This is a genomic window from Isoptericola sp. F-RaC21 (assembly GCF_038593535.1).
In the GTDB taxonomy this organism is placed as follows: domain Bacteria; phylum Actinomycetota; class Actinomycetes; order Actinomycetales; family Cellulomonadaceae; genus Isoptericola.
Genome location: NZ_JBCFYX010000001.1, coordinates 995,983 through 1,020,217, shown reverse-complemented (window position 1 = coordinate 1,020,217; position 24,235 = coordinate 995,983). Strand labels below are relative to the sequence as shown.

Here is a 24,235-nt window from a genome sequence, read left to right as displayed (position 1 = left end):
TGTAGCCAGGCCGGGCGGCGTGCCACGATGCCCGGATGGAGCCGTTCGTCCTCGCCACCGACCGCGTCCGACTGTCCGTCCCGACCTCTGCCGACGTCGACCGCATCGCGGGGATCTGCACCGACCCCGAGATCGCGCGGTGGACCACGGTGCCCTCGCCGTACACGCGGGACGACGCGGTGGGGTTCGTCACCGGCATGGTGGCCGACGGCTGGGCCCAGGAGACGAGCTTCACGTGGGCGGTCCGGGACCCCGGGGACGCCGACGGGCCGGTGCGGGGCATGGTCGGCATGACCTGCGAAGGCGTGCCGGGGACAGACCGGATGGGGGAGTTGGGGTACTGGAGCGCCCCGGACGCCCGAGGCCGCGGCCTGACGACGGAGGCGGCGCGCCTCGTCGTCGACTGGGCCCTCGACCCCGAGGGTCTCGGCCTCGCGCGGGCGCACTGGCTGGCGTACGTGGGCAACTGGCCGTCGCGCCGGGTCGCCTGGAAGCTCGGGTTCCGGTACGAGGGCACCCTGCGGCGGTTCGGACTGCAGCGGGGTGTCCGGCACGACTCGTGGGTCGGATCGCTACTGCCGCAGGACCCGCGAGAGCCGAGCGAGCCCTGGCCGGCGGAGGCTCCGACGGCCTGACGGCAGGGCTTGCCGCCCGTGTCCGTCGCGACGTGTCCGGTTTCGGGTTGCCCGACTCCACGGTGGCATGGCATGGTCGACGCCGTCCCCGCGGCCTCCGCCGCGCGTGAGAGGGGACGGCTCCAGGACGAGAGGCGCACCACAGCGATGACGGGCATCCGGACGACCGCCTAGCGCGTCGACCCCGAGGCTCCCCGCCGGTCGTACCGGCCGGGGGAGCGGCGTCGACGCACCCGCCGTCCGCCCTCCCTGCACCGCTGGAGTCCTCCGTGCCTGCCACCCACCCCTCCGTCGTCCTGCACGACGTCACCTTCTCCTGGCCCGACGGGGCCACCCCGATCGCCGGCGTGTCCGGCGCGTTCTCCCGCGGCCGCACCGGCCTCGTGGGCCTCAACGGCGCGGGGAAGTCCACCCTGCTGCGGCTCGTCGCGGGCCTCCTGCGGCCGACGTCGGGGTCGATCAGCGTCTCCGGCGTCGCGGACTACCTGCCGCAGCGCCTCACCCTCGACGTCGGCGCCACGGTGGCCGACCTGCTGGGCGTGCGGGACGTCGTCGACGCCGTGCGTGTCATCACCGACGGCACCGCGCCCGAGCACGAGCTCGCCACGCTGTTCGACGTCGTCGGCGACGGCTGGGACCTCGAGGAGCGGGCCCGGGCCGAGCTCGCGAGCGCCGGGCTCCCGGCCGACGACGGCGTGCTCGACCGCCCGGTCGGGACGCTCTCGGGCGGCGAGGCGATGCTCGTCGCCGTCACCGGCGTGCGCCTGCGCGGCGCGGACGTCGCGCTGCTCGACGAGCCCACGAACAACCTCGACGGCGACGCCCGCGAGCGGCTGCACGAGCTCGTGCGGACGTGGCGCGGCGCGCTCGTCGTCGTCTCCCACGACCGGGAGCTGCTCGAGCTCGTCGACGAGACCGCCGAGCTGCGCACGGGTTCGCTCACCACCTACGGCGGCACGTACGCGCAGTACGAGGAGCACCTGGCCGCGCAGCAGGAGGCGGCGCGCGCCGCCCTGCGCGACGCCGAGCAGATCCTCCGGCGCGAGAAGCGCGAGCGGATCAAGGCCGAGGAGCGCATCGCGCACTCGGAGCGCCGGGGGCGTCAGGACGTCGTGGAGCGCCGGTACGTCAAGGCGCAGATCAACGACCGGCGCAACTCCGCCGAGAAGTCCCAGGCCGCCCGCCGCGGCCAGGCCGCGGGGAAGGAGGCGGAGGCGCGGGCGGCGGTCGAGGCCGCGGAGCGGTCGGTGCGCGACGACGACCGCATCGTCGTCGACCTGCCCGACCCGGGCGTCCCCGCGGGCCGGCGGCTCGCCGTCCTGCGCGGCACGGACGGGCGCGAGGTCGTGCTGGCCGGGCCGGAGCGCGTGGCGCTGACCGGCCCCAACGGCGTCGGCAAGACGACGCTGCTGGAGCGGCTCGTCGGGGCGGCGCCGGAGTCCGCCGACGTCGGGACGGGCGCGCGTGCCGAGGCGCTCACCGACCGCGTCGGCTACCTGCCGCAGCGGCTCGACGTGCTCGACGACGACCAGACGGTGCTCGACGCCGTGCGAGCCGCGGCCCCGCACGTGGCGCCGGGGGAGCTGCGCAACCGGCTGGCGCGCTTCCTCGTGCGCGGCGACCAGGTCGGGCGACCCGTGGCGACGCTGTCGGGGGGCGAGCGGTTCCGTGTCGCCCTGGCGCGCCTGCTGCTGTCCGACCCGCCCGCCCAGCTGCTGGTGCTGGACGAGCCCACCAACAACCTCGACATCGCCAGCACCGACCAGCTGGTGCAGGCGCTGGCGGCGTACCGGGGCGCGCTCCTGGTCGTGAGCCACGACCGGGCGTTCCTCGACCGGCTCGGCCTCGACGCCGAGCTGGTGCTGGCGGCGGACGGGACGCTCGCCGAGCGGCGGTCGTAGCCGCTCGGCGAGCGCCCCGTGGTCTCTCCCGCGCGCTCGTCCACTGGCGTCAGGAGCACGCCGACGCGCCGGTGCGCGTCGCGGTGCACGCCCCGGCGGCCGCTGCGTTGTCGGCGGTCGTCGTGGTGGTCGTCGTGGTGAACGAGGCCGGAGCGGTGGGGTCGGAGACCGCGCCGGTGTGGTCGTTGCGGGACCGGACCGTCACCTCGTAGGTGGACCCGGGGTCGAGCCCGGTGAGGTCGACCATGGGCGAGCCGTCCGTCGCCGCGAGGACGTCGCCCGTGGCGGCGTCGAGCACGTCGTAGCCCGTCACGCAGCCGGACTGCGACACGCCCCACATGACGTGCGCCTGCGTGGCCCGCACGTCGTGCGCCGTCACGTCTCCGGGCGCGCCCGGGGCCTCGTCCGGGCACGCGGCCGGCGGCTCGGCGGTCCCGGCGTCGTCGCCGATCCCGGTGACCTCACCGTCGCCGCCGTCGAACACCACGTCGGAGCAGCTGTAGAAGTTCTCGGTGCTGTCCGAGCGCACCCAGTGCGTGAAGACGACGTGGCGCCCGGTGCGGTCGGCGGGCAGCGTGACGTCCCAGTAGTAGTAGTTGTCGCCGCCCGGGCCGCCGGTGTCCGGCGGGTCGGTCACGGAGCCGACCAGCTCGAGGTCGGCCCAGCCGAGCGGCTCGGTCGGGTCGAAGCCCTCCTTCGTCACGTAGACGTCGAAGCGGCCGGGGTGCTCGGCCCAGTTGTTGTGCTGGAACTCGTAGGTCGCGCCCGCGGTGAGGTGGGTCGTGGGCCAGTCGGTGCGCGGCGCGTTGAACGCGGAGAAGTCGTACGGGCCGCGGTCGCCGCCGGAGCAGATGGTCCCGTCCGGGATGTACCCCTCGGTGCGGCCGGCCCCGTTCGAGTCCAGGTTGCCGAACCAGTTGTAGTAGGCGTTCGGGCCGCTCTCGGCGAGCGCGTCGGCGCACGCCGGGTTGGCGGGGTCGAGCTGCCCGGTCGCGGTCTGGGCGTCCTCCCAGCACAGGTACTGCCGGGAGCCGGGGAACACCTCGGCGCCGTGGGCGGCGGCGGGCTGGCCGACGACGGCGACGGCGCCGACGGCGGCCAGCACCGCGGTGGCCAGGGATGCGGCGAGTCTTCGCATGATGGTCCTCCTCGTCGAGGTTCGTGCTCGGGGTTCGTGCTCGGGTTCGTGGCTGAGGGCCGTCCGCACGACGGTGGTCCACGTGGTGGACGCCGTCATCCCCGCTAAACGTTTCGCGCACACGCGCCGGTACGGTGGCCGGGTGACGTCACAGCCCCTCGCCCCGCGCCCGAGCACCCCCGCCGTTCCGACGACGGCCGACCAGACGACGGCCGAGCAGGAGGTCGTGGACATCTGCCGCGACCTGCTGCGGATCGACACGTCCAACTACGGCAACGGCGAGGGCCCGGGGGAGCGGCGGGCGGCGGAGCTCGTCGCGGGCCTGCTCACCGACGTCGGCCTGGAGGTGGAGCTCTTCGAGTCGGCGCCCGGGCGCGCGTCGGTCGTGACGCGGCTCGAGGGCGCCGACCCCACGCGGCCCGCGCTCGTGCTGCACGGGCACACGGACGTGGTGCCCGCCGCGGCGGACGACTGGTCCGTGGACCCGTTCGCGGGCGAGGAGATCGACGGGATGCTCTGGGGCCGCGGCGCCGTCGACATGAAGGACATGGACGCGATGATCCTGTCCGTCGTGCGGCAGATGGCCCGCGAGGGGCGACGCCCGGCGCGCGACGTCGTCGTGGCGTTCTTCGCGGACGAGGAGGCCGGCGGCCCGCTGGGGGCCCAGTGGGCGGTGCGGCACCGCCCGGAGCTCTTCGAGGGCGCCACCGAGGCGATCAGCGAGGTGGGCGGCTTCTCGGTGGAGGTCGGCGGGCGGCGGGCGTACCTGCTGCAGACGGCGGAGAAGGGCCTCGCGTGGCTGCGGCTCGTGGCCGACGGGCGCGCCGGCCACGGCTCCCAGGTCAACACCGAGAACGCGGTGACCGAGCTGGCGGCGGCCGTCGCCCGGATCGGGCAGCACCCGTGGCCATACACCCTGACCCCGACCGTGGAGAAGCTGCTGCGCGGGGTGTCCGACCTCACGGGCCTGCCGTTCGAGGGCGAGGACCCCGCGGCGGTGGACGCGCTCGTCGCCGCGCTGGGGCCGGCGGCGAAGTTCGTGGGCGCCACGGTGCGGCACACGTCCAACCCGACCCAGCTCGACGCGGGCTACAAGGCGAACGTCATCCCGGGGCGCGCCGAGGCGACCGTGGACGTGCGCCTCCTGCCCGGCCACGAGGAGGAGGGGATGGCGACGCTGCGCGAGCTGGCCGGCCCCGCCGTGCGCGTCGAGCCGATCCACCAGGACACCGCGCTCGAGGTGCCGTTCTCCGGCGACCTCGTGGACTCCATGGTCGCGTCCCTCCTGGCGGAGGACCCGGGGGCCGCGGTGCTGCCGTACACGCTGTCGGGCGGCACCGACAACAAGTCGCTATCGCGGCTCGGGATCACCGGGTACGGGTTCGCGCCGCTGCGCCTGCCCGCCGACCTCGACTTCTCGGGCATGTTCCACGGGGTGGACGAGCGGGTGCCGGTCGAGTCGCTGCGCTTCGGCACGCGCGTGCTGGACCGCCTGCTGCGCGACTGCTGACGGGTCAGCCGCCCAGCCGGGCGAGCAGCCCGCGCGTCTGCTCGACGTACCCGCCGCCGAACAGCACCGCGTGCACGGCGAGCGGGTAGAGCTGGTGCAGCGCGAGCCGGTCGCGCCAGCCCGGGGCGAGGGGCCGCTCGGCCTCGTAGCCCGCGACGATCTCCTCCAGGTGCGGTGCGCCGAACAGCGCCAGCATGGCGAGGTCCGCCTCGCGGTGCCCGCCGTGGGCCGCGGGGTCGATCAGCACCGCCTCGGCGGACCCGGCCGGGCCCGGCGACCACAGCACGTTCCCCGACCAGAGGTCGCCGTGCACCCGGGCGGGTGCCTCGCGGGCCGCGGGGCCCGCGAGGGCGCCCAGGCGGCCGCAGACGCGCTCGACGGCGGCCGCGTCCTGCCCGGTCAGCACGCCCCGCTCGCGTCCCTGCGCGGCGACGGGCCGCAGGCGGGCGTGGGCGTAGAACGCCGGCCAGTCGCCCCACGTCCCCGCGACCAGCGGCAGGGGGTCGTCGAGCGGGCCGAACCACCCGCTCGCGGCCCCGGGCGGCAGCACGCCGAACCCGTCCGCCCCGGCGCCGTGCAGCACGGCCAGCCGGCGGCCGAGGTCGCGCGCGGCGTCGGCCGTGGGGCGCGCCGCGGCGACGCGCCCCAGGTCGAGGTGGTCCGGGCCGACGTCGAGCACCCGGGCGACGCGCGGGCCGCCCGGCACGGCGAGCCAGCGCAGCCCGGCGGCCTCGGTGGTGAAGAACCCGAGCGGCGCGTCCGGCCGGGACTTGCGGAAGGTGTCGACCATGTCTTCTGCGGTCTGTCTGCGGTCTGTCTCGCGGGTCTGCTCGGCGGTGGTGCCTGCGGCCGTGCCGCACGGGTCAGAAGGTGGCGCTGACCTTGATGATCTTGCGCCGCAGCCACACCCGGCGTTCGCCGCCCAGGTAGAGGCGCGTGCGCGCCAGCTCCCACCGGCCGTACTCGGCCTCGTCGGTGAGCATCTTGCGTGCGTCCGGGACGCTGGTGCCCCGGTCGATCGTCACCACGCGGTACTCGTACTGTCCGTGCTTGCGCCAGGCCGACGGTGCGCCGGAGCGCGCTCCTGCCTGGGTCGTCGACGGGATCGAAGCCATCCGCTGTCCTCCCGAAGTGCTGGCGGGCGGTTTTCGTCTGCCCATTGTGCCCCGTGGGGCGCTACGGTCAGAGCATGACCGCAGACCCGCGTGCCGCGCTGGATCGCTTCGTCGCCGCGCTCGAGGCGCACTACCACGCGGTGTCGACCCGCCGGGGGGACGACGACCCCGCGGTCGACGACGCCTACGAGGTCCTGGCCGACGCGTTCGAGGTCTACGAGGACGCCCTCGCCCAGGTGTACTCCGAGGTGACGCCGTTCTTCCTCGACGAGGGCGACGACGAGGACGACGAGGACGGCGACGAGGACGGTGACGACGAGGACGACCTCGACGCCGAGCTCGACACCGATCTCGAGGCCCCCGACCTGGCCGACGTGTCGGCCGAGCGTTCGGCCGACGCCGAACCCCCGGGGCAGGCCTACCAGCGCTCGGGGTAGCCGATCTCCGGGGCGGAGACGTCGTCGAGCGCGGCGTGCACCTCGCCCGGGAGCTCGAGGTCGACCGCCGCGAGCGACGCGCGGAGCTGGGCCGGCGTCCGTGCCCCGACGATCGCGCTCGCGACCCCGTCGCGGGCCAGCAACCAGGACAGCGCCACCTCGAGCGGGGCGCGGCCGAGCCCGTCGGCCGCGGTGGCCACGGCCTCCACGACGGACGACGCGGCGGCGTCCAGGTACGGGTCGACGAACGCCGCGAGGTGCGCCGACGCCGCGCGGGAGTCCGCCGGGATGGCGCGCCGGTACTTGCCCGTGAGCACCCCGCGGCCCAGCGGCGACCAGGCCAGCAGGCCGAGCCCGAGGGCGTCCGCGGCGGGGGCGACGTCGCGCTCGACACCGCGCTGCAGCAGCGAGTACTCCAGCTCGAGGGCGCTGAGCCCCGTCCCGTCGGCCTCGAGGAGCGTCGCCGCCCGGGCGGACGCCCAGCCGGGATGGTTGGAGAGGCCGACGTAGCGTGCCCGGCCGGAGGTCACCGCGTGGCGCAGCGCCGACACCGTCTCGGCGAGCGGCGTCGCCGGGTCGGGGCAGGCGACGAGGAAGAGGTCCACGTGGTCGGTGCCGAGGCGGGCCAGGGACGCGTCGAGGTCGGCGAGCAGGCCCGCCCGCGAGGCGTCCACGCGAGCCCCGGACCGCCCGGCGCGCACGCCGCCCTTGGTGCACAGCACCACGTCGTCGCGCGAGACCTTGCCCTGCAGGAGGGAGCCGATGACGCGCTCCGCGTCGCCGTCGCCGTACGTCGCGGCCGTGTCGACGAGGGTGCCACCGGCGTCGACGAAGTCGCGCAGCTGCTCCGCGGCGTCCAGGTCGTCGGTGTCCCGCCCCCAGGTCATGGTCCCCAGGCCGAGCTCGGACACGCGCAGGCCGGTACGGCCCATCTGACGACGCTCCATGGCGGGCCAGGCTACCGGGAAAGGTCGCCGGTCCGGGTAGTGTGACCGCCCGTGAATGCCTGGGAAGCGATCCTGCTCGGCCTGGTCCAGGGCCTGACCGAGTTCCTGCCGATCTCCTCGAGCGCGCACCTGCGCATCGTGGGCGAGCTGCTCGGCGGGACCGATCCCGGGGCCGCGTTCACCGCGATCACCCAGATCGGCACCGAGGCGGCAGTGCTGCTCTACTACCGCCGCACGATCCGGGACGTCTGCGTCGGGTGGTGGACGTCGCTCGTCGGCAGGCACGGTCGTGACTGGCGCTCCCGCATGGGCGCCCACGACGAGCAGGCGCGCATGGCCTGGTACATCGCGCTCGGCTCGATCCCGATCGGCGTCCTCGGCCTGCTGTTCCAGGACCAGATCGAGACGTACCTGCGCAACCTCTGGATCACGGTGACGACGCTCGTCGTCTTCGGACTCCTGCTGGGGTGGGCGGACAGGGTCGGCCGCCGCCAGCGCAAGCTCGACGAGCTCACCCCGAAGCGGGCGATCGGGTTCGGGTTCGCGCAGGCGCTCGCCCTCATCCCGGGCGTGTCGCGCTCCGGCGGCACGATCACCGCGGGGCTGTTCATGGGCTTCACCCGCAAGGCCGCCGCCGACTACTCGTTCCTGCTGGCCGTGCCCGCCGTGCTGCTGTCGGGCTTCTACCAGCTCGCCAAGTCGGTCGGGGACGACCCCGCCCCCGGGTCGCCGGGCGCGGGCGCGACCCTCATCGCCACGCTCGTGGCGTTCGTCGTCGGCTACGTCGTCATCATCGGCTTCCTCAAGCTCATCACCTCGCACTCGTTCATGCCGTTCGTCTGGTACCGCCTCGGCCTGGCCGCCGTGGTCGTCGTGCTGCTGCTGACCGGCGTGCTCACGGCGAACGGCGGCATCGTCGTCTGACCAGGACCCGGTCGCGGAACTGACCGGGCGGGAGGGCCGGTAGCCTGGGCGCGTGCGTTCCTGGCCCGCCCCGCAGATCCCCGAGCTCCCCGAACCGGCCGACGGCCGCCGCACCCCCGTCCGGGTGCACGACAGCACCACCGGACGGCTCGTGGACCCGGCCCCGGGGGGCACCGCCCGCTACTACGTCTGCGGGATCACCCCCTACGACGCGACCCACCTCGGGCACGCCAGCACGTACCTGGCGTTCGACCTGCTGCACCGGGCGTGGCTCGACGCCGGCAAGGACGTGACGTTCGTCTCGAACGTCACCGACGTGGACGACCCGCTGCTCGAGCGGGCCACGGCGACCGGCGTCGACTGGCGCGAGCTGGCCGCCGAGCAGGTCGCGCTCTTCCGCGAGGACATGACCGCGCTCGGCATGGTGCCGCCCGCCACGTGGACCGGGGCCGTCGAGTCGGTGCCTGCGGTCGTCGCCGCCGTCGAGCGGCTGCTGGACGAGGGGGCGGCCTACCGCGTGCCGATCGAGCCGGGTGCCGGCGGGGACGACGCGGGCCTCGGCGACGTGTACGCCGACCTCACGGCGGACCCCGACTTCGGCCAGGTGGCGCGCCTCGACCCGCAGGCGATGGCCGAGCTCTTCGCCGAGCGCGGCGGGGACCCACAGCGCGAGGGCAAGAAGAACCCGCTCGACCCGCTGCTGTGGCGCCGCGAGCGCCCGGGCGAGCCCGCCTGGGACGGCGCGACCCTCGGCACCGGCCGTCCGGGCTGGCACATCGAGTGTGCGGTCATCGCCCGCGACGGGCTCGGCCTGCCCTTCGACCTGCAGGGCGGGGGAGCGGACCTGCTCTTCCCGCACCACGAGATGTCGACCTCGCACGACCGCCTGCTGGGCGGCGGCGGGGCGGGCGTGCACGTGCACGCCGGGCTGGTCGCCTACCAGGGCGAGAAGATGAGCAAGTCGCGCGGCAACCTCGTGTTCGTCTCGGCGCTGCGCCACGCGGGCGTCGACCCGATGGCGATCCGCCTGGCGCTGCTGGCCCACCACTACCGCACCGAGTGGGAGTGGACCGACGCCGACCTCGAGGCCGGGGCCGCGCGTCTGGAGCGCTGGCGTGCCGCCGTCTCCGGCAACGGGGGCCCGGACGCGACCGCGACCCTGGCGGCCCTGCGCGCCGCGCTCGCGGACGACCTCGACGGACCCGCCGCGCTCGCGGCCGTGGACGCGTGGGCCGACGTCGCGCTGGAGCCCGGCCGCGACACGGCCGACGACCACGAGGGCGCGCCCGGCGTCCTGGCCCGCGCCGTCAACGCGCTGCTGGGCGTCCGGCTCTAGTCCACCCTCGTCGCGCCGAGGTGCTGCACGCGCCGACGGCCGCCCTCGCCGCGCGGGCCTCCCGCTCTGAGGGCGCTCAGCCCTTGTCGGGCCCCTTCTCCCCGCCCTTGTCCGTGCCCTTGTCGCCGCCGACGTCGCGGCGGCGCAGGTAGCGCTCGAACTCCCGCGCGATGGCCTCGCCGGTCGCCTCCGGCAGGTCGGCGGTGTCCTTCGCCTCCTCGAGCTGCTGCACGTACTCGGCGATCTCGGCGTCGTCCGACGCGAGCTCGTCGACGCCGTGCTGCCACGCCTCGGCGTCCTCCGGCAGGTCGCCGAGGGGGACCGGCGCCGCGATGAGCTCCTCGACGCGGGTGAGGATCGCGAGCGTGGCCTTCGGCGACGGCGGGTTGGCCACGTAGTGCGGCACGGCCGCCCACAGGGACACGGACTGGAACCCGCGCCGGTCGGCCTCGTGCTGCAGCACGCCGACGATGCCGGTGGGTCCCTCGTACGTGCTGGGCTCGACGTCGAGCACCGCCTGCAGGCCCGAGCTCTCGGTCGTGGCCGTCATGGGGATGGGGCGGGTGTGCGGCACGTCGGCCAGCAGGGCGCCAAGGGTCACGACCGTGCGGACGCCGAGCTCGGCGGCGAGGTCCAGCAGCTCGGCGCAGTAGGAGCGCCAGCGGAACGACGGCTCGATGCCGTGCACCAGCACCACCGTGCGGTCGGGCAGCTCGGCGACCGACACCGTGGTCGTGGGCCAGGTGATCGTGCGCTCCCCCTCCGGGGAGGTCTCCATCACGGGCCGGTTCACCTGGAAGTCGTGGTAGTCCTCGGGGTCGAGCTCGCGTACCTGGCGGGCGTCCCAGACGTGGGCGAGATGGGTGAGCGCGGCGGTGGCGGCGCTGCCGGCGTCGTTCCACCCCTCGAACGCGGCGATCATCACGGTCTGCCGTGCGGCGTGGCGCCCGGTGGTCTCCGGCTCGGTCGTCATTCGTCCAGCGTATACAGCGTGGGCCCGTGCGTCGGGAGGCGCCGTGCCCCATCTCACGGGGTCCCGCGCGCCGGCCGCACCGGGCCGGTCCGTACGATGGACGGGTGCCCGAGACTCTCGCCCCCGCCCCGCAGACCCCCACGCCGACGCTGCCCGCCGCCGTCCTGTGGGACATGGACGGCACCCTCGTGGACACCGAGCCGTACTGGATCCGTGCCGAACAGGAGCTCGTCGCGGAGCACGGGGGCACGTGGACGCACGAGCAGGCCATGCAGATGGTCGGCAACGCCCTGACCGTCTCCGCCGCGATCCTGCGCGACCAGGGCGGCGTGGACCTGCCGCTCGACGCGATCGTCGAGCGCCTGCTCGGGCGGGTCGTCGAGCAGGTGCGGCGGCAGGTGCCGTGGCAGCCGGGGGCGCTCGAGCTCCTGAGCGGTCTGGCGGAGGCCGGCGTGCCGTGCGCGCTCGTCACGATGAGCTACACGGCGCTGGCCCAGGAGGTCGTGTCGCGGGCACCCGCGGGGGCGTTCGCGACCGTCGTCACGGGGGACCAGGTGTCGCGCGGCAAGCCCGACCCCGAGCCCTACCTGACCGCCGCGGAGCGGCTCGGCGTCGACGTCGCGACCTGCGTGGCGATCGAGGACTCGCCCACGGGCATCGCGTCGGCCCGCGCCGCCGGGATCGCGACCCTCGGTGTCGAGGCGGTCGTGCCCGTGCCGCACCTCGACGGGCTCAGCCGCGCCGGGTCGCTGGAGAAGGTCGACGTCGCGACGCTCGCGCGAATCGGCGCCGGCGAGGTCGTGGACCTCACGCTCTGACCGGCTGCTCCTCGAGGTCCACCCCCAGCCGCTGGCGCAGCGCGCCGGGCGGGATCGCGGGCGGCGTGCCGCCGAACTCGGGGCACAGCGCCTGGTGGGCGCACCACCCGCACAGCCGGCTGCGGCGAGGGCGCCAGTCGCCCGACCGGGCGGCGTCCTGGATCGCCGACCACAGCGCCCGCACCTTGGTCTCCGTGGCCTCGAGCTCCCGCTCGCCCGGCTCGGCGCGCAGCACCTGGCCGTCGCCGAGGTACAGCAGCTGCAGCATGCGCGGTAGCTCGCCCCGCTGCCGCCACAGGACCAGGCCGTAGAACCGCATCTGGAACAGGGCGGAGCCCTCGAAGCCCGGCCCGGGCGCGCGGCCCGTCTTGTAGTCGACCACCCGCAGCGCGCCGTCGGGCGCGACGTCGAGCCGGTCCACGATCCCGCGCAGCACCGGCCCGTCGTCGAGCGACGTCTCGACGCGCAGCTCGCGCGACTCCGGCTCGAGGCGGTTCGGGTCCTCCAGCGTGAAGTACGTGCCCACGAGCCGGCGCGCACGGCCGAGCCACTGGGCGGGCGTGGTGCCCGCGGCGTCGCCGCCCGCCTCGAACAGCGTGGCGTACCGCGGCTCCGCCTCGACGAGCCGCTCCCACTCGACCGGCAGCAGGGCGGCCGCCGCCTCCGGCGTGCGCTCGCCGCGCGGGGCGTCGTAGAGACGCTCGAGCACCGCGTGCACCAGGGTGCCGCGCGCGGCCGCCGACGCCGGCGGTTCCGGCAGGCGGTCGACCACGCGGAAGCGGAACAGCAGCGGGCAGCGCATGAAGTCGCTCGCGCGCGACGGCGAGAGGGCCGGGGGCCGGACGGCGGACGCCGGGGGCAGGTCGGGCGCGGCGGTCGTCGTCATGCGCGCCACCCTACGGGCGGGCGGGGACAGGCCGGCGGGGCGGGCGGACCGGCCGCGCTGCCAGGCCGGATAGCCTGACCGGGTGACCTCTCGCTCCCGGGGATGGGTGGTCGGCCGCATCGCGGGCGCGCCCGTCCTCGTCACCCCGTCCTGGTTCCTCGGGGCCGTCGTGCTCACCCTCGTGTTCGCGCCGACGGTCCGGACGTGGTTCGCGCCGCAGCTGGGGACGACGGCGGTGCTCGTCGTCGCGGCCGCGTTCGTGCTGCTGCTGTTCGCGTCGGTCTTCCTGCACGAGGTGGCCCACGCCCTCGTCGCGCGCTCCCGCGGCCACCGGGTCACCGAGCTGGCCCTGACCCTCTGGGGCGGGCACACCGCCTACACGGGGTCGGGCGGGCGCCCGCTCGACGGCGCCCTCGTCGCGGTGGTCGGCCCGCTGACCAACCTCGCGCTCGCGGCCGCGTTCTGGGTCGTGTACCAGCTGCAGCCGGTGTCGTCCGTCGCGACGGCGCTGCTCCTCGCCGGGGCCTTCTCGAACGCCTTCGTCGGGTTCTTCAACCTGGTCCCCGGGCTGCCGCTGGACGGGGGGCAGATCCTCGAGTCCGTCGTCTGGGGGGTGACCGGCTCGCGCTCGCGGGGCACGCTCGCCGCGGGCAGGGTCGGCCGCGTGGTGGCCGTCGGCGTGCTGGTCGTGGCCCTGCTGTGGCCCCTGCTCGAGGGGCGGACGCCGTCGTGGGTCACCGTGGCCTGGGCGGCGATCATCGGCGCGTTCCTCTGGTCCGGCGCGGGCGAGGCCATCAAGAACGCGCAGGCCCGGGAGCGGGTCGCGGGGCTGTCCGCGCGGAGCCTGGCCGTGCCGGCGGTCGTGATCCCGGTCGCCACCACGGTCGCGGGCGTCTCCGACGCGGCGACGCGCCACCCGGGCGCGGTCGTGGCGGTGGTCGGGCCCGCCGGCGAGCCCGTGGGCTGGGTGGACCCCGCGGCGGTCGCGAGCGTGCCGGCCGACCAGGCGCCGGCGACGCCGGTGGAGGCCGTCGTCGTCCCGTTCCCGCCCGGCTCGGCCGTGAGCCCGGACCTCGAGGGGGACGAGCTGCTCGACCGCCTGGCCCGCGGCTCCTCCGGGGCGCGCGTGGTGCCGGTCGTCGACGGCGCCCGCCTGGTCGCGGTCCTCGACGTCGCGCGGGTCGCGGCCGCCCTGCGCCGCTGAGGGGCCGGGAGGCTGGCCGGTAGACTCGCCCGTCGTGACCTCCGCCGACGCCACCGCGCCCGAGAACCGCCCGACCACAGAGCCGGACCCCACGCCGGACCAGGGGCCGGACCAGGGGCCGACCGGCGGCGCCACCGGCGCCGACCTGCGCCGCGGCCCGCTGCGCGAGGGCGACCGGGTGCAGCTGACGGACCCCAAGGGGCGCCTGCACACCATCACGCTCAAGCCCGGCGGCACCTTCCACACGCACAAGGGCTACTTCCGCCACGAGGACCTCATCGGGCGCCCCGAGGGATGGGTCGTGACCAACACGGCGGGCATCGAGTACCTGGCCCTGCGGCCGCTGCTGAGCGACTACGTGCTGTCCATGCCGCGCGGCGCCGCCGTCGTCTACCCCAAGGACGCCGGCCAGATCGTGCAGATGGCCGACATCTTCCCGGGCGCGCGCGTCGTCGAGGCCGGCGTCGGCTCCGGCGCCCTGACCATGTCGCTGCTGCGCGCCGTCGGGGACGCGGGCGAGCTGCACTCGATCGAGCGGCGCGAGGACTTCGCCGCGATCGCCCGGGGCAACGTCGAGTCGTTCTTCGGCGGCGAGCACCCGGCGTGGCGGCTGTCCGTCGGCGACCTCGCTGACGTGCTGCCCACCGTCGCGGAGCCCGGCAGCGTGGACCGCGTCGTGCTCGACATGCTGGCGCCCTGGGAGAACGTCGACCCCGTGGCCCGCGCGCTCGTGCCCGGCGGCGTGCTGATCTGCTACGTCGCGACCGCCACGCAGCTGTCGCGGACGGCCGAGGACCTGCGCGCCGACGGCCGCTTCGCGGAGCCGCAGGCGTGGGAGTCGATGGTGCGCGGCTGGCACCTCGAGGGGCTCGCGGTGCGCCCGCAGCACCGCATGATCGGGCACACCGGTTTCCTGATCACCGCGCGGCGGCTCGCGGACGGCGTCACGCCGCCCGAGCGCACCCGCCGGCCCGCCAAGGGCTCGTACCCGGCGCCCGACGCCGACTGGTCGGAGGAGGAGCTCGGGGAGCGCGCGGTGTCGGACAAGAAGATCCGCCGCGTGCGCCGCGACCTCGGCGTCGCGCCGGAGGAGACGCAGGGCTGAGACGCGCCCGCGCCGGGTGTCGCCCGCGCCCGCCGATACCCGCGGGGTGCTCGCGGGGGTGCACGGCAGGTCACCGTGAGGTCTCGGTCGTGTGAACCTCGCGACCGCTCCGTGAAATGAACCCCCGCACGCCCGTGTTGATGTCTAGGGTGCTGTACTCCGGGGACGTCTTCCCGTCCGGGGAGGTGGTCACCCGGGCCGCACGAGAGGGGATGCGATGTCCGACAACCCTGTCCGCCCGGAGCCTCGACCGGAGCAGCCGGCGCTGCCCACCGGACCGAGCCACGACGCACAGCTCGCCCTCCTCGCCGCCAAGAACGAGCGGCTCGCCGAGGCGCTCCGCGCCGCCCGCGACCAGATCGTCGAGCTCAAGGGCCAGATCGACGAGCTCGCCAAGCCGCCGGGGACGTACGCGACGTTCCTCGCCGCGCACGACGACGGCTCCGTCGACATCTCGTCGGCGGGCCGCAAGATGCACGTGCAGGCGAGCCCCGGCCTGGACGTCGGCGAGCTGCGCCCCGGCCAGGAGGTCAAGCTCAACGAGGCCATGACGGTGGTCGAGGTCGGTGGCTACGAGCGCACCGGCGAGCTGGTGACCGTCAAGGAGGTGCTCGACGCGGAGCGCGTGCTCGTCGTCGGGCGCGCCGACGAGGAGCGCGTCGTGCGGCTCGCGGGGTCGGTCGCGGACGCCGTCCTGCGGGTCGGGGACGCGCTCACGGTCGACGTGCGCAGCGGGTTCGTCTACGAGGTGGTGCCGAAGTCGGAGGTCGAGGAGCTCGTCCTCGAGGAGGTCCCCGACATCGCGTACGAGGACATCGGCGGCCTGGGGCCGCAGATCGAGCAGATCCGCGACGCCGTCGAGCTGCCGTTCTCGCACCCGGACCTGTTCCGCGAGCACGGGCTGCGGCCCCCCAAGGGCGTGCTGCTGTACGGCCCTCCCGGCTGCGGCAAGACGCTCATCGCCAAGGCCGTGGCGAGCTCGCTCGCGGGGATGGTCGCGTCCAAGCGCGGCGGGGACCCGACGGCGAAGAGCTACTTCCTCAACGTCAAGGGCCCGGAGCTGCTCAACAAGTACGTCGGCGAGACGGAGCGGCACATCCGGCTGATCTTCGCCCGTGCGCGGGAGAAGGCGACGCAGGGTGCGCCCGTCGTCGTGTTCTTCGACGAGATGGAGTCGCTGTTCCGCACCCGCGGCACCGGCCTCTCCTCCGACGTGGAGACGACGATCGTGCCGCAGCTGCTCGCGGAGATCGACGGCGTCGAGCGGCTGGACAACGTCATCGTCATCGGCGCCTCGAACCGCGAGGACATGATCGACCCGGCGATCCTGCGCCCCGGCCGGCTGGACGTGAAGATCAAGATCGAGCGCCCGGACGCCGAGGGCGCCACGGAGATCTTCGGCAAGTACCTCACGCCGGCCCTGCCCATCCACCCCGACGACCTCGCCGAGCACGGCGGCAGCAAGACCGAGGCGATCGGCGCGATGATCGGCAGCGTCGTCGAGCGGATGTACTCCGAGGACGAGGAGAACCAGTTCCTCGAGGTGACCTACGCGTCCGGGGACAAGGAGACCCTGTACTTCAAGGACTTCAACTCCGGCGCGATGATCCAGAACGTCGTGGACCGCGCGAAGAAGTCCGCGATCAAGGACTTCCTCGCCACCGGGCAGCGCGGCATCCGGGTGGAGCACCTCCTGAGCGCGTGCGTCGACGAGTTCAAGGAGAACGAGGACCTGCCCAACACCACCAACCCCGACGACTGGGCGCGCATCAGCGGCAAGAAGGGCGAGCGCATCGTCTTCATCCGCACGATCGTCCAGAAGAAGGGCGGCGACGGCGCGCCGCGCACCATCGACACCGTGACCAGCACGGGGCAGTACCTGTAGGCGGACGCCCCTCGCAGGACGAGGCACCCGCCCCGGGCCGACCCGCCGTGGCCGACTTCGGGACGGGTGCCTCGTTCTCGTTCCGGGACACCTAGGGTGGTGGCGTGAGCGTTCGTCGCGTGATGGGGATCGAGACCGAGTACGGCGTGCTGGCACCGGGGCGGCCGATGGCCAACCCGATGCTCATGAGCTCGCAGGTGGTCATGACGTACCGCGCCCTCGTGGCGCAGGCGGGAGCGCGCCCGCCGGCCCGCTGGGACTACGACGACGAGGACCCGCTGCAGGACGCGCGCGGGTTCCACCTCCAGCGGGCATCGGCCCACCCGTCGCTGCTCACCGACGACCCGTCGCGCCCCGCGCCGTCCGGGCCGACGGCGCCCGGCCCGGCTGCCGGCAGCACGCCGGCGTCGGCCCAGGTGGCCTCCGCGGCCGGCGCCCCGGGCGGGACGGCGCGCGGGCGGGCGCGCGCGGCGCGGCAGGAGCCGGAGGAGGTCGAGCGGCCCTCGGTGGAGGACTACGACGACCCGAGCGCCGCGAACTGCATCCTCACCAACGGCGCGCGGCTGTACGTGGACCACGCGCACCCCGAGTACTCGTCGCCCGAGGTCACCGGGCCCCGCGACGGCGTCCTGTGGGACGTCGCGGGCGAGCGGGTCATGCTCGCGTCCGTCCGGGCGCTCGCCGAGGTGCCGGGCGGCGAGGTGGTGCTCTACAAGAACAACGTCGACGGCAAAGGCGCCAGCTACGGCACGCACGAGAACTACCTCGTCGACCGCGCGCTGCCGTTCGGCACGCTCGTCGACCTGCTGACGCCGTTCCTCGTCACGCGGCAGGTGTTCGCCGGTTCCGGCCGGGTGGGTCTCGGGCCGACGGGTGCGGAGGCCGGGTTCCAGCTCTCCCAGCGCGCCGACTACATCGAGGCCGAGGTGGGGCTCGAGACCACCCTGCGCCGCCCCATCGTGAACACGCGCGACGAGCCGCACGCGGACCGCACCCGCTGGCGGCGGCTGCACCTCATCATCGGCGACGCCAACCTGTTCGAGGTCGCGACCTTCCTCAAGCTCGGCACCACCTCCCTGGTGCTGTGGCTGCTGGAGCACCTCGACGAGCTGGCCGACGCCGGCGTTCCCGCCCGCTCGGAGCTCGCCGCGCTGCGTCTCGCGGACCCCGTCGCGGACGTGCAGCGGGTGTCGCGCGACCTGAGCCTCACCACCCGCCTCGAGCTCGCCGACGGCCGCCGCCTCACGGCGCTGGAGATCCAGGAGGCGTACGCCGACGTCGCGGCCCGGTCCGTGGCGGCGCTCGGTGCGGGCCATGTCGGTGGGGGAGTCGGTGCGGACGGCGCGTCGGGCGACGACGAGACCGCGCAGGTGCTGGACCGCTGGCGGTCGGTGCTCGGCCGGCTGGCGACGGACCCGGCGACGTGCGCCCGCGAGGTCGAGTGGGTGGCGAAGCGGCGTCTGCTCGAGCGCATGCGGTCGCGGGACGGCCTCGCCTGGGACCACCCCCGGCTGCACACCCTGGACCTGCAGTGGACGGACGTCCGGCCGGAGCGCGGCGTCTACCACCGCCTCGTCGCGTCGGGCGCGGTCGAGCGACTGGTGGACGAGGAGCACGTGGCGGACGCGGTGCACCACGCGCCGGCGGACACGCGGGCGTGGTTCCGCGGCGAGGTGATGGCGCGGTACGCCGACCAGGTGTCCGCGGCGAGCTGGGACTCGGTGATCTTCGACGTCCCGGGGGCGGCCGCCCTGCAGCGGGTGCCGATGCTCGACCCGTCGCGCGGCACGCGCGCGCACATCGGCGCCCTCCTGGACGCCAGCCCGGACGCGGCCGCGCTGCTCAAGGGCCTGCGCGGCGAGGGCTGAGCGCGCGCTGACCCGGCGCTGACCGGCGACGACGTCCCGGCCGGGCGCCGGAGGGGCCGCGCGCGGGTGGAGTCGTTCAGCCCTGGGCGCAACCGGCGTGGACGTCGCCGCGCGGTGTCGGCCGCAGCGCATAGGCTGGCGTCGCGAGACTCTCCCGGAGCTCCTTCTCGGGGGCCCGCAGCAGCGAAGGAGGCGGACCATGGCCGGTCAGGAACGGATCAACCCGCAGCACGAGGACCGCACGCCCGACGACGACGCGGACGCCCCCGCCCCGGTGGCCCCGGCGGCGACGGACCGGGACGCCGAGGTGGACTCCCTGCTGGAGGAGATCGACGAGGTGCTCGAGTCGAACGCCGAGTCGTTCGTCCGGGGCTTCGTGCAGAAGGGCGGTCAGTGAGCGCCCATGACCCACGCTGACACCTCGGGACGGCTGCCGGACGCGTTCCTGCGCCCCGGCTCGTCCTCGTTCGTGGACTTCCTCGCCGGGCACGCGCCCGACCTGCTGCCCGGGCGTCGCGACGTCGGCGGCGCCGGCGCGCCCGCCGACGGCCTCGCGCCGCACGCGACCACCATCGTCGCGCTGACGTTCGGCACCGACGACGGCGGACGCGGCGTGATCATGGCCGGCGACCGGCGGGCCACCGCGGGCAACCTCATCGCCAGCCGCGAGATGGAGAAGGTCTTCGCGGCCGACGCCTACTCCGTGGTCGGCATCGCCGGCTCCGCCGGCGTGGCGATCGAGATGGTCCGGCTCTTCCAGCTGGAGCTGGAGCACTACGAGAAGATCGAGGGCTCCCTGCTCTCGCTCGACGGCAAGGCGAACCGCCTGTCGACGATGATCCGCGGCAACCTGCCGCTCGCCCTGCAGGGCCTGGCCGTGGTGCCGCTGTTCGCCGGCTACGACCTCGACCGCGGGTACGGGCGGCTGTTCAGCTACGACGTCACCGGCGGCCGGTACGAGGAGCACGACCACCACACGGTCGGGTCGGGCTCCGTGTTCGCCCGCGGCGCGTTGAAGAAGCTGTGGCGCCCGGGGCTCGACGCGGCCGCCGCGGTCGGCGTCGCGGTCGAGGCGCTCTACGACGCGGCCGACGACGACAGCGCGACCGGGGGACCGGACACCGTGCGGCAGATCTGGCCCGTCGTGACGGTCGTGACCGCCGACGGGGTGCGTCGGGTGGCCGACGAGGAGCTGGCGGCGACGGTCGAGCGGATCGTCGCCGAGCGAGGAGCGGCCCACCGGGCCGCCCACGGGGACCGTCCCGCCGGCGGGACGCAGGGGGGTGCGCGCGCATGACGATGCCGTTCTACGTCTCGCCCGAGCAGCTGATGAAGGACCGGGCGGACTTCGCCCGCAAGGGCATCGCCCGCGGCCGGTCCGTCGTCGTGCTCGCCTATGCCGGCGGCATCGCGTTCGCCACGGAGAACCCCTCGCGGGCGCTGCACAAGATCTCGGAGATCTACGACCGCATCGCGTTCGCCGCGGTCGGCAAGTACAACGAGTTCGAGAACCTGCGAGTGGCCGGCGTGCGCTACGCCGACCTGCGGGGCTACTCCTACGACCGCACCGACGTCACCGCCCGCGGGCTCGCCAACGCCTACGCGCAGACGCTCGGCACGGTGTTCACCACCGAGTCCAAGCCGCTCGAGGTCGAGCTCGTCGTCGCGGAGGTCGGGTCCACCCCGGCCGCCGACCAGATCTACCGGCTGTCCTACGACGGCTCCGTCGCGGACGAGCACGGGCACGTCGTCATGGGCGGCCAGGCCGAGCAACTGGGCGCGCGGGTCGCCGACGCCTGGCACGAGGGGATGACGCTGCCCGAGGTGCTCGCGCTGGCGGTGCGCACCCTCGGGGCCGTGGCGTCGGACGGGTCGGTCGTCGCCGAGGGCCAGGAGCGCGAGATCGCGCCCACCGGGCTCGAGGTGGCGGTGCTGGAGCGCGAGGGCCGGCGGCGGGCGTTCCGCCGCCTGCAGGGCGCGACGCTGGCCGGGCTGCTCGAGCAGACCGGCGACTGACGCGAGCAGGTCGGGCAGCAGGGCGACAGCAGGGCCGAACGAGGGGAGACGTCGTGGACCGCAGGATCTTCGGTCTGGAGACTGAGTACGGGGTGACGTGCGCGGCGGACGACGGGCGCGGCCTGTCCGCCGACGAGGTGGCGCGCTACCTGTTCCGCAAGGTCGTGGCCTGGGGGCGGTCCTCGAACGTCTTCCTCCGCAACGGATCGCGCCTCTACCTCGACGTCGGGTCGCACCCCGAGTACGCGACGGCGGAGTGCGACGACGTGCACCAGCTCGTGGCGTACGACCGGGGCGGCGAGCGCATCCTCGAGGGACTGGTCGCCGACGCCCAGCAGCGGCTGGAGCACGAGGGCCTGTCCGGCAAGGTGCACCTGTTCAAGAACAACACCGACTCCGCGGGCAACTCCTACGGCTGCCACGAGAACTACCTCGTGCGGCGGCAGGGCGACTTCTCCCGCCTGTCCGAGGTGCTGGTGCCGTTCCTCATCACGCGCCAGGTGCTCACCGGGGCGGGCAAGGTCCTGGCCACCCCGCGCGGCGCCGTCTACTGCCTGTCCCAGCGCGCCGACCACATCTGGGAGGCCGTCTCCAGCGCCACCACGCGGTCGCGGCCCATCATCAACACCCGCGACGAGCCGCACGCGGACGCCGAGAGCTACCGCCGGCTGCACGTCATCGTCGGCGACTCCTCGATGGCCGAGCCGACGACGATGCTCAAGGTCGGCGCCACCGACCTCGTGCTGCGCCTCGTCGAGGCCGGGGTGCCGATGCGGGACCTCACGCTCGAGAACCCCATCCGCGCCATCCGCGAGATCAGCCACGACCGCACGGGCCTGCACCCCGTGCAGCTCGCCAACGGGCGCACCGCCACCGCCGTCGACATCCAGTGGGAGTACTTTCACCGCGTGCGCGAGCACGTCGACTCCCACGCGGGCGCGACGCCCGTCGTCAAGCAGGTCCTCGACCTGTGGGAGCGCGGGCTGCGCGCCCTCGAGTCCGGCGACCTGACCCTCGTGGACCGCGAGCTCGACTGGGTCATCAAGCTCAAGCTCATCGAGCGCTACCAGGCCAAGCACGACCTGCCGCTCGACGACCCCCGCATCGCCCGCCTCGACCTCGCCTACCACGACATCTCCCGCACCGAGGGGCTCTACAACCTGCTCGCCGCGCGCGGCATGGTGGAGCGGGTGGTCACCGACCTGGAGGTCTTCGAGTCGACGGCGGTGCCGCCGCCCACCACCCGTGCCAAGCTCCGCGGGGACTTCGTGCGCGCCGCCCAGGAGGCGCGGCGGGACTACACCGTGGACTGGGTGCACCTGAAGCTCAACGACCAGGCGCAGCGCACCGTGCTGTGCAAGGACCCGTTCCGGAGCGTCGACGAGCGCGTCGATCGGTTGATCGAGTCCATGTAGCTCCGCCGACGGCCGCTCGGTCGAGGCACCGCACCCGGCTGATTCCTTCGCGCGGACGCGTTCACGGGCGCCAGGGCGCCCTCCACTTCGGGAGAGATACGTCCGCGCGAAGGAATCAGCCGGGTACGGCGCGTTCTCGGCTCGCGGCGGGCGGCAGGTCTCGATGAGGAAGTGCTTCGGCTGCGGACGGGTGCGTCGGTCGTCTGGCGGGCGTGGCAGGATGACGCGGTGCTCCGCCGTCTGACCCTCCTGATCTCGCTGCTGCTCGGTGGCGCGCTCGTGCTCGGCGGGTGCGGGTCGTCGCTGCTGGCCGACCTGGGCAAGGGCCCGTCCTCGGCGCCGTCGGCGGCGCCCGTGCAGGTGTCGGGGGCGGTGGGCGAGCCGCCGTCGCTCGAGTACGAGCAGCCCTACGACGTGGTGCGGGCGGGCGCGCGGACCGTGTGGCCCGGGACCGGCGACCCCGTGGTGGACGGGGAGCCCGTCCTGCTGAACATGTACGCCGAGGACGGCCGCGACGGCACGGTCATCTCCAGCACGTACATCGACGCGCCGGCGTGGTACACGATGTCGCCGGAGTCGCTCGGGTCCAATCTCTACGACACGCTGCGCGGGCAGAAGGTGGGCGCGCGCACCCTGCTCCTCGAGCAGGACGGCGACGTGCCCGTGCTCCTCGTCGTCGACGTGCTGCCGACCCACGCGTCGGGCGAGGAGGTCCCCCCGGCGAAGGGGGCGCCCACCGTCGAGCGCGACGCGGACGGCGCGCCGACCGTGACGGTGCCGACGAAGACCGACCCGCCCGCCGACCTGCAGGTGCAGCCGCTGGTGCGCGGCACGGGGCCGCAGGTGCAGGTGGGCCAGGTGGTCACGATGCGCTTCACGGCGGTGCGGTGGAGCGACGGCACGCAGTTCGACACCACGTGGTCCGACGGCACGCGACCGCAGTCCGCGACCGTCGGCATCGGCCAGCTGGTCGACGGCCTGGACCAGGGGCTGATCGAGCAGACCGTCGGGTCGCAGGTGCTGCTCGTGGTCCCCCCGAGCCTCGGCTACGGTGGCACCAGCAGCGACCTCGCCGACGAGACCCTGGTCTACGTCGTGGACATCCTGGACGCGCACTTCCAGGTCACCGAGGACGAGTCGACCGGCCAGGGCAAGGGCGACGACGGAGGCGACCCGGAGAAGGACCCGGGGAAGGACGCCCCCGAGAAGACGTCCGGCGACTAGCCGCCCGCAACGACCAGAGCAGCGACGACAGCAGAAGGAAGGGTGAGCCCCGCATGTCCGTGGCCGTCCGCGTCATCCCGTGCCTCGACGTCGACGACGGCCGCGTCGTCAAGGGGGTCAACTTCACGAACCTGCGCGACGCGGGCGACCCCGTGGAGCTCGCCTCCCGCTACGACCGCGAGGGCGCCGACGAGGTGACGTTCCTCGACGTGTCGGCCTCCTCGGGCGACCGCGCCACGATGGTCGACGTGGTGCGCCGCACCGCCGACCAGGTCTTCGTCCCCCTCACGGTGGGCGGAGGGGTCCGCTCGACCGACGACGTCGACCGCCTGCTGCGGGCCGGCGCGGACAAGGTCGGCGTCAACACCGCCGCCATCGCCCGGCCGGAGCTCGTCGCGGAGATCGCGGCGCGGTTCGGTCGCCAGGTGCTCACGCTGTCGGTGGACGCCCGCCGCGTCTCCGGCGAGACCGTCACGTCCTCGGGCTACGAGGTCACGACGCACGGCGGCCGCCGCGGCACCGGGATCGACGCCGTCGAGTGGGCCGCGCGCGTCGCGCACCTCGGTGCGGGCGAGATCCTGCTCAACTCGATGGACGCCGACGGCACCACGTCGGGCTTCGACCTCGAGATGCTCGCCGCCGTGCGGGAGAGGGTCGACGTGCCGCTCGTGGCGTCGGGCGGCGCCGGGGTCCCGGAGCACTTCGTCGCCGCCGCGCGCGCGGGAGCCGACGCCGTCCTTGCCGCGAGCGTCTTCCACTTCGGCACGCTGTCGATCGGCCAGGTCAAGGCGGCGCTCGCCGAGGCCGGCATCGAGGTGCGGAGGTGAGCGCGGGGCCGGTCGGGCGACACCCTCGCCGACGGTGAGCGGAACCCGCACGACCGCGCTCACCGGGTCGA

At 74.6% G+C, this 24,235-nt stretch carries 23 protein-coding genes; 17 read left to right on the top strand and 6 right to left on the bottom strand.

What is annotated here, in order from left to right:
- The first annotated feature begins 35 nt into the window (after positions 1–35).
- Positions 36–635, top strand: coding sequence for a GNAT family N-acetyltransferase (locus tag AAG589_RS04740; protein WP_430566069.1), 600 nt, complete (start codon positions 36–38; stop codon positions 633–635).
- Between the two features lie 269 nt (positions 636–904).
- Positions 905–2,536, top strand: a complete 1,632-nt coding sequence (locus AAG589_RS04735; protein WP_430566068.1) for an ABC-F family ATP-binding cassette domain-containing protein — start codon at positions 905–907, stop codon at positions 2,534–2,536.
- Positions 2,537–2,585: 49 nt separating this feature from the next.
- Here the strand turns inward: AAG589_RS04735 and AAG589_RS04730 are convergent, their stop codons facing one another.
- Positions 2,586–3,674, bottom strand: a complete 1,089-nt coding sequence (locus AAG589_RS04730; protein WP_430566067.1) for a lytic polysaccharide monooxygenase auxiliary activity family 9 protein — start codon at positions 3,672–3,674, stop codon at positions 2,586–2,588.
- Between the two features lie 142 nt (positions 3,675–3,816).
- Between AAG589_RS04730 and AAG589_RS04725 the strand changes: the two genes are divergently transcribed.
- Positions 3,817–5,184 carry a M20/M25/M40 family metallo-hydrolase gene (locus AAG589_RS04725; protein ID WP_430566066.1) on the top strand — a complete coding sequence of 456 codons (1,368 nt, stop codon included), beginning with the start codon at positions 3,817–3,819 and terminating at the stop codon, positions 5,182–5,184.
- A 4-nt stretch (positions 5,185–5,188) separates the two neighbouring features.
- Here the strand turns inward: AAG589_RS04725 and AAG589_RS04720 are convergent, their stop codons facing one another.
- Both AAG589_RS04720 and AAG589_RS04715 read right to left on the bottom strand, forming a co-directional pair.
- Positions 5,189–5,974, bottom strand: coding sequence for a fructosamine kinase family protein (locus AAG589_RS04720; RefSeq protein WP_430566065.1), 786 nt, complete (start codon positions 5,972–5,974; stop codon positions 5,189–5,191).
- A 73-nt stretch (positions 5,975–6,047) separates the two neighbouring features.
- A complete protein-coding gene (locus AAG589_RS04715) occupies positions 6,048–6,299 on the bottom strand; it encodes a DUF5703 family protein (RefSeq protein WP_430566064.1) in 252 nt (83 codons plus the stop codon).
- A gap of 74 nt (positions 6,300–6,373) precedes the next feature.
- On the opposite strand from AAG589_RS04715, the gene AAG589_RS04710 reads away from it, so the two are divergent.
- The gene (locus AAG589_RS04710) at positions 6,374–6,736 is read left to right on the top strand and encodes a primosomal protein (protein ID WP_430566063.1); all 363 of its coding nucleotides are present in this window, start codon (positions 6,374–6,376) and stop codon (positions 6,734–6,736) included.
- On the opposite strand, the gene AAG589_RS04705 is transcribed toward AAG589_RS04710, so the two are convergent.
- On the bottom strand, positions 6,718–7,683 hold the full coding sequence (locus AAG589_RS04705) for an aldo/keto reductase (RefSeq protein WP_430566062.1): 966 nt from the start codon (positions 7,681–7,683) through the stop codon (positions 6,718–6,720). The genes AAG589_RS04710 and AAG589_RS04705 overlap by 19 nt on opposite strands.
- Positions 7,684–7,734: 51 nt before the next feature.
- On the opposite strand from AAG589_RS04705, the gene AAG589_RS04700 reads away from it, so the two are divergent.
- Both AAG589_RS04700 and mshC read left to right on the top strand, forming a co-directional pair.
- Complete coding sequence (locus AAG589_RS04700) at positions 7,735–8,607, top strand: undecaprenyl-diphosphate phosphatase (RefSeq protein ID WP_430566061.1); 873 nt, start codon at positions 7,735–7,737, stop codon at positions 8,605–8,607.
- Between the two features lie 52 nt (positions 8,608–8,659).
- Positions 8,660–9,943 (top strand): cysteine--1-D-myo-inosityl 2-amino-2-deoxy-alpha-D-glucopyranoside ligase, encoded by a 1,284-nt coding sequence (mshC, locus tag AAG589_RS04695; RefSeq protein ID WP_430566060.1) that lies wholly within the window; start codon positions 8,660–8,662, stop codon positions 9,941–9,943.
- 76 nt (positions 9,944–10,019) lie between these two features.
- On the opposite strand, the gene AAG589_RS04690 is transcribed toward mshC, so the two are convergent.
- Positions 10,020–10,916: a PAC2 family protein gene (locus AAG589_RS04690; RefSeq protein WP_430566059.1), complete on the bottom strand. Its 897-nt coding sequence runs from the start codon at positions 10,914–10,916 to the stop codon at positions 10,020–10,022.
- Positions 10,917–11,020: 104 nt separating this feature from the next.
- Here AAG589_RS04690 and AAG589_RS04685 point away from each other — a divergent pair, with 104 nt between their 5' ends.
- Positions 11,021–11,734 carry an HAD family hydrolase gene (locus AAG589_RS04685; RefSeq protein ID WP_430566058.1) on the top strand — a complete coding sequence of 238 codons (714 nt, stop codon included), beginning with the start codon at positions 11,021–11,023 and terminating at the stop codon, positions 11,732–11,734.
- Here AAG589_RS04685 and AAG589_RS04680 read toward each other — a convergent pair.
- A complete protein-coding gene (locus AAG589_RS04680) occupies positions 11,724–12,620 on the bottom strand; it encodes a RecB family exonuclease (protein ID WP_430566057.1) in 897 nt (298 codons plus the stop codon). The two genes, AAG589_RS04685 and AAG589_RS04680, sit on opposite strands and share 11 nt — an antisense overlap.
- Positions 12,621–12,702: 82 nt before the next feature.
- Here AAG589_RS04680 and AAG589_RS04675 point away from each other — a divergent pair, with 82 nt between their 5' ends.
- The 10 genes from AAG589_RS04675 (at position 12,703) to hisF (ending at position 24,164) form a co-directional block, all read left to right on the top strand.
- Positions 12,703–13,824, top strand: coding sequence for a site-2 protease family protein (locus AAG589_RS04675; RefSeq protein WP_430566056.1), 1,122 nt, complete (start codon positions 12,703–12,705; stop codon positions 13,822–13,824).
- Positions 13,825–13,969: 145 nt separating this feature from the next.
- Positions 13,970–14,929 (top strand): tRNA (adenine-N1)-methyltransferase, encoded by a 960-nt coding sequence (locus AAG589_RS04670; RefSeq protein ID WP_430566237.1) that lies wholly within the window; start codon positions 13,970–13,972, stop codon positions 14,927–14,929.
- A 217-nt stretch (positions 14,930–15,146) separates the two neighbouring features.
- A complete protein-coding gene (gene arc, locus AAG589_RS04665; protein WP_430566055.1) occupies positions 15,147–16,814 on the top strand; it encodes a proteasome ATPase in 1,668 nt (555 codons plus the stop codon).
- A 122-nt stretch (positions 16,815–16,936) separates the two neighbouring features.
- A complete protein-coding gene (gene dop / locus AAG589_RS04660; protein ID WP_430566236.1) occupies positions 16,937–18,682 on the top strand; it encodes a depupylase/deamidase Dop in 1,746 nt (581 codons plus the stop codon).
- 199 nt (positions 18,683–18,881) lie between these two features.
- Positions 18,882–19,079 (top strand): ubiquitin-like protein Pup, encoded by a 198-nt coding sequence (locus AAG589_RS04655; RefSeq protein ID WP_430558976.1) that lies wholly within the window; start codon positions 18,882–18,884, stop codon positions 19,077–19,079.
- A 6-nt stretch (positions 19,080–19,085) separates the two neighbouring features.
- Positions 19,086–19,979 (top strand): proteasome subunit beta, encoded by an 894-nt coding sequence (prcB, locus tag AAG589_RS04650; protein ID WP_430566054.1) that lies wholly within the window; start codon positions 19,086–19,088, stop codon positions 19,977–19,979.
- The gene (gene prcA / locus AAG589_RS04645) at positions 19,976–20,698 is read left to right on the top strand and encodes a proteasome subunit alpha (protein WP_430566053.1); all 723 of its coding nucleotides are present in this window, start codon (positions 19,976–19,978) and stop codon (positions 20,696–20,698) included. The genes prcB and prcA overlap by 4 nt, the downstream gene beginning before the upstream one ends.
- Before the next feature lie 53 nt (positions 20,699–20,751).
- Complete coding sequence (pafA, locus tag AAG589_RS04640; RefSeq protein ID WP_430566052.1) at positions 20,752–22,113, top strand: Pup--protein ligase; 1,362 nt, start codon at positions 20,752–20,754, stop codon at positions 22,111–22,113.
- Positions 22,114–22,341: 228 nt separating this feature from the next.
- Positions 22,342–23,337, top strand: a complete 996-nt coding sequence (locus tag AAG589_RS04635; protein ID WP_430566051.1) for an FKBP-type peptidyl-prolyl cis-trans isomerase — start codon at positions 22,342–22,344, stop codon at positions 23,335–23,337.
- A 53-nt stretch (positions 23,338–23,390) separates the two neighbouring features.
- Positions 23,391–24,164 (top strand): imidazole glycerol phosphate synthase subunit HisF, encoded by a 774-nt coding sequence (gene hisF / locus AAG589_RS04630; RefSeq protein ID WP_430566050.1) that lies wholly within the window; start codon positions 23,391–23,393, stop codon positions 24,162–24,164.
- The last annotated feature ends 71 nt before the right edge of the window (positions 24,165–24,235 follow it).

Bases quoted from the DNA above. Each gene is read 5' to 3' on its own strand.
- dop (WP_430566236.1), top strand. From the start codon at position 16,937: ATGGGGATCGAGACCGAGTACGGCGTGCTGGCACCGGGGCGGCCGATG.
- arc (WP_430566055.1), top strand. From the start codon at position 15,147: ATGTCCGACAACCCTGTCCGCCCGGAGCCTCGACCGGAGCAGCCGGCG.
- prcA (WP_430566053.1), top strand. From the start codon at position 19,976: ATGACGATGCCGTTCTACGTCTCGCCCGAGCAGCTGATGAAGGACCGG.
- AAG589_RS04740 (WP_430566069.1), top strand. From the start codon at position 36: ATGGAGCCGTTCGTCCTCGCCACCGACCGCGTCCGACTGTCCGTCCCG.
- AAG589_RS04710 (WP_430566063.1), top strand. From the start codon at position 6,374: ATGACCGCAGACCCGCGTGCCGCGCTGGATCGCTTCGTCGCCGCGCTC.
- AAG589_RS04730 (WP_430566067.1), bottom strand. From the start codon at position 3,674: ATGCGAAGACTCGCCGCATCCCTGGCCACCGCGGTGCTGGCCGCCGTC.
- prcB (WP_430566054.1), top strand. From the start codon at position 19,086: ATGACCCACGCTGACACCTCGGGACGGCTGCCGGACGCGTTCCTGCGC.
- AAG589_RS04705 (WP_430566062.1), bottom strand. From the start codon at position 7,683: ATGGAGCGTCGTCAGATGGGCCGTACCGGCCTGCGCGTGTCCGAGCTC.
- AAG589_RS04655 (WP_430558976.1), top strand. From the start codon at position 18,882: ATGGCCGGTCAGGAACGGATCAACCCGCAGCACGAGGACCGCACGCCC.
- AAG589_RS04720 (WP_430566065.1), bottom strand. From the start codon at position 5,974: ATGGTCGACACCTTCCGCAAGTCCCGGCCGGACGCGCCGCTCGGGTTC.
- AAG589_RS04680 (WP_430566057.1), bottom strand. From the start codon at position 12,620: ATGACGACGACCGCCGCGCCCGACCTGCCCCCGGCGTCCGCCGTCCGG.
- AAG589_RS04690 (WP_430566059.1), bottom strand. From the start codon at position 10,916: ATGACGACCGAGCCGGAGACCACCGGGCGCCACGCCGCACGGCAGACC.
- AAG589_RS04715 (WP_430566064.1), bottom strand. From the start codon at position 6,299: ATGGCTTCGATCCCGTCGACGACCCAGGCAGGAGCGCGCTCCGGCGCA.
- hisF (WP_430566050.1), top strand. From the start codon at position 23,391: ATGTCCGTGGCCGTCCGCGTCATCCCGTGCCTCGACGTCGACGACGGC.